Raw genomic sequence first — 11,305 nt, 5'->3', positions numbered from 1 at the left:
CGCCGCCGCTCCCGGAGTGACGGAGCTAGAAGCCGGCGGAAAGGCATGCTACGGCATATTCGGCGCTTCCTGCTATTCCTGGGACATCGACACTCCGGCGGCGAACGATTGGGAAAAGAAATATTGGGAAATGTACAAAGCCATTCCTTCCGATGCGGCGGCTCACAGCTACGTGGGCGCCATGAACCTGTTCAACGGCATTGAAAAGGCTGGGAGCACGGATCCCATGAAGATCGCCGACGCGCTCAGGGGAATCAGTTTTAACGGGCCTTACGGCACGGTGCGCATTTCCGCCAAAGACAATTGCATGAGAAACGACGCGGTGCTTACGGAAACCATGGCGGCTCCGGAAAATCCTTATGGCGCCAAAGTGTACATGAAAGTCTTGAGAACATTCAAAGCCGAGGAACTGGGTCCCCCGGAATGATGCAACCCGTGATTATGGCATGAAAGCAGAAGTCGGGAATAGGGGGAGGAGCGGATCTCCCCCTGCCCCCTCTATTCCGGAAGAGAAAACCCCGAGGGAAAGATGCACAGTCTTATTAGTTCCGGAGCGGATATCGTTTTTAACAGCCTCGTGTTGGGAGGCGTTTTCCTCATCGTAGCCATCGGACTCAACATCATCTACGGGTTGAGTCGCGTAATGAACCTGGCTCACGGATCCTTGTACGCACTGGGAGCGTATTTCGGCTTCACGATCATCAGTTCGGGGATGAATTTTTTCCTTGCGCTCCTGATGGCGCCCATCGTAGTGGGCGTTTTCGGTCTTCTTTTCGAGCGTATCCTCATCGCGCCCATGCGCGAGAGGCCCATGGTCTATACATTGATCCTGACGTATGGGCTCATGTTTTTTCTGGACGGCCTGATCAAATATACGTGGGGCAATGAAACCCGCTTTATCGAACTGCCCGCCTTCTTGAATCGGACTCTCACGTTCGGAAGCGTCAGCTATCCCATCTACCGGTTGGCCACTCTTTTCGGCATTGCCGGGATCATGGGGGGACTGTCGCTTTTGTTGGGCAAAACAAAGATCGGCATGACCATGCGGGCGGCGAGCAACATTCCGGAAATGGTTTCCGTGCTGGGAATCAACATGAAACTCGTCCACATGGGGGGGTTTGTGCTCGGCTGTGTGCTTGCGGGACTGGCGGGCGTTCTCGCCGGACCGCTTTTCACCGTTTACCCGATCATGGGCCACGAAATGTTGATCAGCTCGTTTGTAGTCATAGTGATCGGGGGGCTTGGCAGTCTCCGCGGAGCCGTGCTGGCGGCGTTCCTCATAGGAGCCGTGCAGACGCTGGCCGAATTTTTCATCACCGAGTTCGCCATGGTGGTGGTGTACATGATGATGGCGGTCATTCTGGTATTTATGCCGCGTGGTCTTCTTGGAGAGGGGAAATTTGAATAGCCATGGATAGTCTCACCGATTCGTCTTCCTCCAATGTGAAACGGCTTACGATACATCCATTTAAGGCCATGGCGGTGCTCGCGATTGTGGCGGGGCTTTTCGTATTGCCGTATTTCGTCCCCAACCGTTTTTACTTGCGGCTCGTCAACGAGATGTTGATATACGGTCTCCTTGCCATGAGCCTGGACGTGCTGCTCGGCTATACCGGTCTCCTTTCGTTCATGCATACCTCATACCTTGGGATCGCGGCGTATATCGTGGGGATTTTTCTCAAATTTGTCTGCCCTTCCTCATTTTGGCTCGCATTTCTCGTTGGATTTATCGGAACAGGAATCATCGCCCTGGCGGTCGGATGGGTACAGGTGCGCACGGGGGGCCTGGCGTTCGCTCTGCTGACTCTGGCCTTCGGCATGATGTATTTTACCGTGGTCTGGAAATGGTATGAGGTCACCGGTGGAGATGACGGTTTGATGGGGGTGCCGCATCCGGACATCACTCTCGGTCCCTGGGCCCTCGTCAATTCGGGCGACTCGAGCGGCATTTACTATTTTTCTCTGGTCATCGTCCTCCTGTGTTTCATCGTCACGCGGCGGATCATACGTTCCCCCTTCGGAGCGGTGCTCGAATCCATCCGGGAAAACGAAGAACGGGCCTCTTTCGTGGGCATCAACGTTCGATTCTACAAGCTTCTGGGATGGATGCTGGCTTGCTTGCTCGCCGGCGTGGCCGGTGTGCTGTTCATCCTGTTCCGGGGTTATATCGGTCCCACGACCATGGACGCCTTCGCCGGAGCCGGCGTGTTGATGATGGTGCTCCTGGGCGGAATGGGAACGCTGTGGGGGCCGCTGGTCGGAGCAGGGCTGTTCATTTATATCCAGGACTATATCAGTACGATGACCGAGCACTGGGAGGTTTTTCTGGGTCTGGTGGTCATCTTGTTGGTCCTTTTCATGCCTAGAGGGGTGGCGGGACTCGGCGATGTATTGCGACGGGGTGGAAAGGAGTAATCCGATAACTATGGGAACGATTCTTCGCACCGAGGATCTGTGCCGCTCATTCGGAGGCGTGCTCGCGACCAACTACGTAAATCTCGAGATCGAGGACAAGGGGCTCCGCTCGATTATCGGACCTAACGGCGCCGGCAAGACCACCCTGATCAACGTGATTACCGGACGCCTTTCCGCCAGCGCCGGCAAAGTGAACTATCTGGGGAAAGACATCACCAACAAGCCCCCTCACGAACTCGTGCGCCTGGGCATCTGCCGGACGTTTCAGATTACGAGCATCTTCATGGGGTCGTCGGTTTTCGAGAACGTCCGGATTGCGAGACAGGCGCGCAGGGGCGGCTCCCTGAGGATACTCTCTTCCCGATCGAGCTTGAGCCGGGTGAACGAGGACGCCGGGTCACTGATCGAGCGGCTGGGCTTGACGGAGGTATTCAGAGAACCCGCCAAGAATCTCGCTTATGGAGACCAGAGGCTCTTGGAAGTGGCCATCGCTCTTGCCGGCGATCCCAAAGTACTGTTTCTGGACGAGCCCACGGCCGGCATGTCACCCGCGGAAACGGAACGGACCGCCGGCCTCATACGTGATCTGTCGGACGAGCTTTCCGTAGTCCTTGTGGAACATGACATGGATCTGGTCATGTCTATTTCCGATTCGATCACCGTTTTGCACAACGGAATGATCATCGCCGAGGGTCCCCCGGAAATCATTCGGGAAAACGAACAGGTAAGAGAGGCCTATCTTGGAAAAGACGAATAAGGTACTGGAGGTCCGGGACCTTCATGCCTATTATGGAAGAAGTCACGTCATTCAGGGGCTTTCCCTCCACGTCCATCACCAGGAGGCAGTCTCCATCCTGGGTCGCAACGGAGTCGGCAAGACCACCACGATGCGATCGGTTATCGGCCTGACGCCGCCGCGATCCGGCCGCGTGTTCATCGAAGGGACAGACACCACGAGCTGGGCTGTTCATAGAATCGCCAGAATGGGAGTGGCCTATGTTCCGGCGGAACGGCATATCTTTCCGGGATTGAGTGTCGAGGAGAACCTGAGACTTTCCGAGCAACCGGCTACGGATATGCAGGCGTGGACCATCGATCGGGTGTACGAACAGTTTCCCGCCTTGTCGGAAAGGCGCAAACAGGACGGCTCCACCATGAGCGGCGGGGAGCAGCAGATGCTGGCCATAGGCCGGGCGCTCATGAGCAATCCCCGTATCATGCTCCTGGATGAACCCTCTCAAGGGCTCTCTCCCTTGCTGGTCTCCATGGTCATCACCGTCGTGCTCAACCTGTGCATGAAACACGGACTCACGCTGCTCCTGGTCGAACAGAACTATCGCATGGCCCTGAAAGTGGCCTCGCGTCACTACCTGATGGGCACCAAAGGGATGGTCAAAGGCATCGTCACAACGGAAGAGCTGCTGGCGGACGGACAAATCATCACCAAACACCTCTCCGTTTAATGGGCCGAAAGCCTGTTTGCCCGTGTGGAAGACGCGGCGAGCGGGGATCAACGCGGATCTTAAGGAGTGAAAAATCTATGACCCTGAAAGAACGTTTCTTGAACCGTTTGAACGGCAAAGAAGTGGACATGACTCCCGTGGGTTCCACCACCACCTACGGAGTCGTCGAGCTGATGAAGAAATGCGGCGCGGAACGGCCGCTTGCGGACAGGGATCCCGCGGCCATGGCGGAACTTGCCCTCGCGGCGCCCAAGTATCTTGGATGGGAATTTGTCAAGGCCATGGGATGGGACATCACACCCATGAGCGAGGCCTTCGGCTGCGGCTTGGGCGATCCCAAAATCGACATTCAATACTCGATCAAGGAACACCCGTATGCTCAAAGCATCGAAGGGCTCGATTACCCTCCGGACTTTCTGCGAAGGGGCCGTTTCCCCGCGTGAATCGGAAGGAGCCTGGACCTGCGCGTGCAATCTCGTGGGCACGGAAAAATTCATGAAGATGACCTTCAAGGAAAAAAACCGCGTGCAGCAAGTGATCGATGTGACCAAACTGGCGATGATCGACGTTATCAATTTCGCCTTCGATTGTGGAGCCGATTACTTTGTAATGGCTGAACCGTCGTCCGGACCCGCCTTGATGAGCCCCAGAACGTTCAAGGAATTTGCGCTGCCCCTGATCTCCGATATCGTCAAAGGATCGAAGGGACCCCTGGTGCTTCATATCTGCGGAAACACGGACTCGATCATCGAAATGATGTGCGATACCGGTGTTACCGGCATCAGCATCGAGGAAAAGGCGGACATGAAGAAGGCCGTCGAAATCGCTCACGCCAAAGGCGTCCGGGTGTTCGGCAACGTGGCTACGGCAACCACCTTGTTCATGGGCGCCCCGGAAGAGTGCTACAAGGAATCCGTCCGGGCCCTTGAAAACGGTACGGACTTCCTGACGCCCGGTTGCGGCGTCGCTCCGCCGTCTCCTCTCGAGAACCTGTTACAGCTCAAGAAGGCGAGAGACGACTATTTCAAGAAGAGATAAAAGAATCGAGGCGCGCACCCCGACCGCACGGAGACTCGCTTTGACGGCGAGCCGGAAACACGTTCCGGTATCTTGAAGCATGATGTCAGAGGAGACCAGAAAGAAGATCGTCTTTTTCGGCTGTCCCCTTGATTGCGACGAAAAAGAGGAATCCGTTCGCGAGAAGCTGGAATTCGAGGCCCTACCCGGTGAAAGCGACGATCCCTACGATCCCGTCATGGCGATGATCCGTAACGAGGTACCGGCGGAACTGTGGTCGGAAAAAGGTTCCATGCAAGTGCCGGGGTGGTTGCGCCCCCATCCGCCTTCGGGAGACAGGGAACGCGTCAATGTCCACGAGTTTGTCGGATTCACGGACCGAAACGGGTGCCTCGAGTTCGCATCGGAGATTCGGCGACGGGTCGTCGATGACATTCTTCCCCACATTCCCTGCATGATCGCCGTGGACCATTCCATGACAGGAGGAGTGATCGAGGCCCTTTCGGAGCATTACGGGTCGGAGCATCTGTCACTGGTCGCGCTCGACAGCCATACCGATGCAATCCCGGTTCCCGTCGTGTCGGAAGCCATTCAGTACGACCTGGACACCAACCCCGGCACGCTGTACGACCGGGACGATCCGTTTTTGCACAACCGGCCCGACTCGTATAACGCCGGCTCGTTTCTGCTCGGCCTCTTGGATCGGGGGATTGTGCTCCCTCGGCAGGTGTTTGTGCTCGGCGTGAGCGATTACCCGCCTAAAAGGGCGTTTCGCATCAAAGACCCCAGGGTGGCCCGATTCGTGGGGGCCTACAGCGACTTGAAACGCAGGGGAGTCACCATCGTTACCAAAAACGAGTGCCTCACGAGTCCCTCGAAACTGGAGCACCTGCTGCGACGGATAGATACCTCTTATGTGTATATTTCCGTGGACATGGACATCGGAGCCCGTAACGCTTTGGAGGGAGTGCGTTTCCGGGACCGGCAAGGACTCCAGGAAAAGCAGATGTATCACCTGGCAAACGCCCTGAGAAAGCTTCTCTCGGCCGGAATCGAATTGGCGGGCCTGGATATTACTGAAATCAATCCGCGGAGGGCCGGTCGGCTGTTCTCATCGAAAAAGGACGCCACGTATCGCATCGCGGCGAATCTCATCAGGAAAGTGGCCTTTGGTATGGAAGCCGTTCCGGCGGATCGCTCTTAGACCTATGTCGTCACTGTTTAGAACCGATCTTCGAGATCGAAACGATATACCACAAATGATCAAGGCCTCAGGATCGTAAAAAGAAAGGAAAGGATACAAGATGACGGAAACATCGATAAAAGACCGCTACTTTACCTACGGGGATATACTGGAAGAGCATGTCAGCGTCAGTGCAGTCCCGAAGCAACTGAAATACTGCGTGGGCGGTGAATGGCATGTGTCCAAAACAGACAAATACATGGACTGCTACAACCCCTCCACCGGCGAGGTGATCGCTTGTGCGCCGCAATGTACGGCCGAGGAGGTCGAGGCCGCCGTTCTGGCCGCCAAGGAAGCGTTCCCCGAGTGGTCCGATACTCCGGTGAGCAAGAGGGTCCAGGTTCTGTACAAAATGAAAGCCCTGGTCGACGAGCACCTCGAAGAGCTGACCTACCAGTTGTGCCAGGAAGAAGGCAAGAACTGGAGAGAAAGTATGGGCGACGTGCTCAAGGTGAACGAGGTGATCGAGTTCGCCTGTGGAGCTCCTCACCTGATGAAGGGCGAGTCGCTCATGAACTGTTCCGATGGATACGACACGGTGCTGTACCGTGAGCCCATGGGAGTGTTTGTGGGAATCGCCCCCTGGAATTTTCCGGCCATGATCCCTCACGGATGGATGGCCCCTCTCTGCATTGCCACCGGCAACACCATGGTGCTCAAGGCCGCCAGCTTTGTACCCCAATCCTCCATGCGACTGATGGAACTCTGGACGGAGGCCGGTTTGCCCAAGGGTGTACTAAACGTGGTGACCGCCGGCCGCAATGAAGCTGAACTCCTCCTGCGCCACCCCGACGTCAAAGGCATCACGTTCGTGGGCTCCACGAGCGTTGGCAGGCACATCTACGCCACGGCAGCGGCCGAAGGGAAACGGGTTCAGGCCCTGTGCGAAGCCAAAAACCATGCGTTGGTGCTGAGAGACTGCAAACTGGAACGAACGGCCAGGGGAATCGTCAATGCCTACTGCGGCTGCGCCGGCGCCCGTTGTATGGCCTGCCCCGTGGTGGTCGTGGAAGAATGCATCGCCGATGAACTGGTGGTATATCTGAAGAAATTCGCGGCGGAATTGAATTTAGGCCCTGCTTACGATCCCGCCACCGGCATGGGACCCATTATGAACGCCGGCCATCTCAAGTTCATCACCGATTGGATTCAGAAGGGGATCGATGAAGGCGCCGAACTGATAGTGGATGGACGCAACCCGGTCGTTCCCGGCTATGAAAACGGCTTCTACCTGGGACCCACGATCTTCGATCACGTCAAACCCGGCATGTCCGTAGGCGATCGGGAGATCTTCGGGCCGGTGCTCTGCATCAAGCGCGTGAAGGGTTTCGAAGAAGGGCTGGCATTGATGAACGCCGGCGAGTTCGGCAACGGATCGGTAATCTACACTCAGAACGGTTATTATGCGCGTCAATTCGCCAAGCAGTCTCACGCCGGCATGGTGGGCATCAACGTGGGCATCCCCGTGCCGCTGGGCATTTTTGGTTTTACGGGACACAAGCATTCCTTCTTCGGCGATCTGCACGTCATGGGCAGGGACGGCATCACTTTCTTCACGGAATCGAAATGTGTAACCAACACCTGGTTTGACGAGCAATCGGCCGAATGCAAAGTGGATACCTGGGACGGAACCATTTCGTCCATGCCCGTCGACAAATAAGAACATTTGGCAATCATTCTCGGGCCACGATTCCGGGTCTTTCCGGCGCAAGCCGGGAGGACCCCCATCCAAGAAGTCTTGGGAGGGGTTGGGTCCCGCCGCGGCGGGATTCTTCAGAAAGGTTCCCAAAGCGCCTTCCGGACGGATGCTTCAATAGTTATCGAACCGTTTGCGGCATCCGCGCAAACGTGCTAATTCCAGTTACATGCGGTCCCTGGCCAACATCATAACCGAGATCCAGAGTCTCGGCGTACGGGTCCCGAATCATCTCGAAGGGAGAAATGGCGGCGCAGGACCGGCCGAAGGAAAAGCCTTCCTCATCCGGGGATTCCCCGTCAATGCGCCCATCAACGCACCCTATGTGTCCCGCTCCCCGTACGCGATCCGCGACGTCGAACGCGGTTTCGTGCTCTTGAAAAACGGAGAAGAACCGGTCCCCCTCGAACTGCCGCCGGAACCCCGTTTCTACGACGCCCGGACATCGGACGGTTCGATGGGCAGGCAAATCGCACTTCTCCACGGCAAGGATTGTCTGGCCACCACCGTCATTCAGCGATGCGTGCACTGGAAGACGCGGCGCGGTTGCGCGTTCTGCGGAACGGAATTATCCCTTCAGAACGGCCGAACGGTCGCCCGGAAGACTCCGGAACAACTATCCGAAGTGGCTCGAATGGCCCGACAATGGGACGGCGTCACGCACATGGTATTGACTTCGGGAGTCTCGGATTCCCCCGGCTCCGAACTTTCCTATCTGGCGCTCTGCGTCCGTTCCATAAAGAAGACTTGCGATCTTCCGGTGCATGTTCAGGTTATGCCTCCCGACGATCCCGATCGTCTTCTCGAGTTGAAAGACGCGGGAGTGGACACCATCGGAATACACATAGAAAGCTTCGATCCGGACGTACTCGAACGCCGGGCTCCGGTCAAGGCCGCCCTGGGTCTTCTCCGATATGAGAAGGCGTGGGTCCGGGCGGTGCGCCTATTCGGACCCAACCAGGTCAGCAGTTTTGTCATCGCCGGACTGGGAGAATCGCCGCAATCCGTGCTCTGGGGAAGCGAACTGCTGGCCGACCTTGGCGTATATCCGTACGTGGCGCCGCTGAGACCCATTCCGGGATCGAGAATGGCCGACGCGCTGCCGCCCTCTCCGGCAATCATGATAGCCCTCTATCGGGGCGTTGCCGACATCCTGAAACGCAAAGGCCTTTCCAGCCGTCGTTGCCTAGCCGGATGCGTGCGTTGCGGGGCCTGCTCGGCGTTGCATGCCTTCGAGGAACCCGTCGAACGCCTCGTGTGTCACAGCGCGCGCACGGATGAGGAAAAGGCCGCGGCCTTCGGCGTTCGCCATCAGGTTTTCGTGAACGAACAACGGTTGTTTTCCGAGACGGACGTGGACGAGCACGATGATCGAGGCCGGCATCTGGTGGCCAATCTGGACGAAGACATCGTGGGTACGGTGCGCATCTATCCCGGAGCTTCCGGAAACGGGCATTGGATCGGCGGCAGATTGGCGGTCCTCAAGGATCACAGGTCCTCGAAAGTAGGAGAGCTGCTGGTGGAAGAGGCGGTCCGGCGGGTGAAACAACTGGGCTGCACCCTGTTCACGGCCCATATTCAGCAGCAGAACGTCCCGCTTTTCCTGAAACTGGGATGGAAACCCGTTGGACCTATTGCGGATCTGCTGGGCCGTCCCCATCAGATGATGCAAGCTCCTCTTGAGGAGACCGGAGAGAAAGACACCGGGTAGGGGCGTATTGCAATACGCCCCTACATTGCTTTGTCGTTTCTAAACCTGATTTCGGCGTTTTAAAGTCGTTTTCCATTTGCAGGAGCATTTTTGAACATGGATGTGCGACAACACGCGCGCGCCGTCCGCGAGTACATGGGAGTCCTGCGAAAACGGCCCATCAAAGAAGTGGTGGAAGCACTGGCTTCCACCCAACAATTCGGGGTTCAACTGCCTAACTACGGCGACGACACGGCCGTCATCCCATGGAATCGAGGCTATCTCCTACTGGCCGCGGACGGCATCATGGCCGGCTTACTCAAGAACGAACCGTATGCCGCCGGAAAGGCGGCCGTTATGGTAACGGTGAATGACGTCTATTCCATGGGCGGGCGTCCCATCGGCCTGGTGAACGTGTTGGCCAGCGGCGACGACACTCAGCGCGCCCAAATCGTCGAGGGCATCAAGAAGGGATGCCATAAGCTTCAGGTACCCATGCTGGGCGGCCATCTGCATCCGGATGCGCCTTTGGAACATCCTTCCCTGAGCGTGGCCATTTTGGGTTACGCGCGAAGCCTTCTTCGAAGCCACCTGGCCCAACCCGGTGACCATCTGATTCTCTGCGTGGACCTGCAGGGGCGGCCGGGCTGTCATTCCGTGGCGAGCTGGGACGCCAACTCGGGCAAAACCTCCGAGCAGCTGCTGAACCGCCTTGAAGTCCTGCCCTTGATCGCGGAAGCCGGGCTTGCTCGAGCCGCAAAGGACGTCAGCAACGCGGGCATCTTGGGCACGGCGTCCATCATGATGGAGAATTCCAACAAAGGGGCCGTGGTCCATCTGGACGCCATACCGAAACCGGATGGCCTGCCCCTCGAGGACTGGGTGCGCTGCTTTCAAAGTTACGGTTTTATCCTGTCCGTTCCTCCGGATCACGCGCAACAGGTGATCGGCCTCTTTCAGGAACGATACATCACCGCCCGATCCATAGGGCGGGTATCGGGCGACCCCACGGTAATTCTGGTAAAAGGAGACGAAGCGGAAATCCTGTTCGATTTTCGAAAAGACGCCATCACCGGCATCCGCTACGGCGAAGATGGGTCGGCCGGATAAGGGGCAGTGTGCATCGAGTTTATTCATGGGCCGTCGCTGAATCCTTCGACGACACCCTTCAGTTCACCACCCACACAGCCATGTCTTTGGCAAGTTGCATTACCTTGCTGCTGACGCGCCCCATGAGGAACTGCTCGATCTTGGATATGCCCCGCCGGCCCACGACAATGGTGCCGTAGCTCCCCAGATAGGCCTGCTCGACAATATCCCCGGCCCGGCTTCCCTTTCCGGTTTCCAGACTGATCGTCATACGCCCCGGATCCAGCCCGGCCCGGGTCAATGTATCCTTGGCCTTTTCGAGCACGGGCATCATTCTTTCCTGGACATCCGCCAGCCATTTCTGATTGATCTCGGTATGAAATGCTTCGGGATACGTGCCCTGAAATAACCCCAGGACTCGAACCACATGAAGAATCGTCACTTCAGGCGTTGATCCTTCGAACATGCGTCCAACGTAATCCACCGCTTTCATGGCGTTTTCCGATCCATCCACGGCCAGAAGGACCTTGCCGGGTTTTGGACTCCCGCCCACCACCCACACAGGCACGTGAGCCAGCCGGTCAATCAATTTCCCTGCCGTGCCGCCCAGAATCAGGTCTTTCAGCTTGCTCTTCCCTCTTCTGCCTACCACGACCGCGTCATAGCCGTGCTGCGATTCCTCGGCAATCTCG

The 11,305-nt window shown here is 57.2% G+C and carries 10 protein-coding genes and 1 pseudogene; 10 read left to right on the top strand and 1 reads right to left on the bottom strand.

Going from position 1 to position 11,305, the window contains the following annotated elements:
- From HY788_22990 to HY788_22945, 10 genes and pseudogenes are all read left to right on the top strand, one after another.
- A partial coding sequence (locus HY788_22990) for an ABC transporter substrate-binding protein (protein MBI4777010.1) occupies positions 1 to 427 on the top strand: 427 nt, incomplete at its 5' end.
- Between the two features lie 102 nt (positions 428 to 529).
- The gene (locus HY788_22985; GenBank protein MBI4777009.1) at positions 530 to 1,408 is read left to right on the top strand and encodes a branched-chain amino acid ABC transporter permease; all 879 of its coding nucleotides are present in this window, start codon (positions 530 to 532) and stop codon (positions 1,406 to 1,408) included.
- A gap of 2 nt (positions 1,409 to 1,410) precedes the next feature.
- Complete coding sequence (locus tag HY788_22980; GenBank protein MBI4777008.1) at positions 1,411 to 2,415, top strand: branched-chain amino acid ABC transporter permease; 1,005 nt, start codon at positions 1,411 to 1,413, stop codon at positions 2,413 to 2,415.
- A gap of 10 nt (positions 2,416 to 2,425) precedes the next feature.
- The gene (locus HY788_22975) at positions 2,426 to 3,172 is read left to right on the top strand and encodes an ABC transporter ATP-binding protein (protein MBI4777007.1); all 747 of its coding nucleotides are present in this window, start codon (positions 2,426 to 2,428) and stop codon (positions 3,170 to 3,172) included.
- 4 nt (positions 3,173 to 3,176) lie between these two features.
- Positions 3,177 to 3,878, top strand: a complete 702-nt coding sequence (locus HY788_22970) for an ABC transporter ATP-binding protein (GenBank protein ID MBI4777006.1) — start codon at positions 3,177 to 3,179, stop codon at positions 3,876 to 3,878.
- Between the two features lie 77 nt (positions 3,879 to 3,955).
- Positions 3,956 to 4,916 (top strand): annotated as a pseudogene (locus HY788_22965) (methyltransferase).
- 79 nt (positions 4,917 to 4,995) lie between these two features.
- The gene (locus HY788_22960) at positions 4,996 to 6,099 is read left to right on the top strand and encodes an arginase family protein (GenBank protein ID MBI4777005.1); all 1,104 of its coding nucleotides are present in this window, start codon (positions 4,996 to 4,998) and stop codon (positions 6,097 to 6,099) included.
- Positions 6,100 to 6,199: 100 nt separating this feature from the next.
- Positions 6,200 to 7,798 (top strand): CoA-acylating methylmalonate-semialdehyde dehydrogenase, encoded by a 1,599-nt coding sequence (locus HY788_22955; GenBank protein ID MBI4777004.1) that lies wholly within the window; start codon positions 6,200 to 6,202, stop codon positions 7,796 to 7,798.
- 205 nt (positions 7,799 to 8,003) lie between these two features.
- The gene (locus HY788_22950) at positions 8,004 to 9,545 is read left to right on the top strand and encodes an MSMEG_0568 family radical SAM protein (GenBank protein ID MBI4777003.1); all 1,542 of its coding nucleotides are present in this window, start codon (positions 8,004 to 8,006) and stop codon (positions 9,543 to 9,545) included.
- A gap of 96 nt (positions 9,546 to 9,641) precedes the next feature.
- Positions 9,642 to 10,634, top strand: coding sequence for a methanogenesis marker 2 protein (locus tag HY788_22945; GenBank protein ID MBI4777002.1), 993 nt, complete (start codon positions 9,642 to 9,644; stop codon positions 10,632 to 10,634).
- Between the two features lie 58 nt (positions 10,635 to 10,692).
- On the opposite strand, the gene HY788_22940 is transcribed toward HY788_22945, so the two are convergent.
- The coding region (locus HY788_22940) for a universal stress protein (GenBank protein MBI4777001.1) at positions 10,693 to 11,305 on the bottom strand (613 nt) is incomplete at its 5' end.

It is taken from the genome of Deltaproteobacteria bacterium, assembly GCA_016208165.1.
Lineage (GTDB): Bacteria > Desulfobacterota > Desulfarculia > JACQYL01 > JACQYL01 > JACQYL01.
The sequence above is the reverse complement of the archived record's forward strand: the minus strand, read 5'-3'. Positions and strand labels throughout refer to the sequence as shown.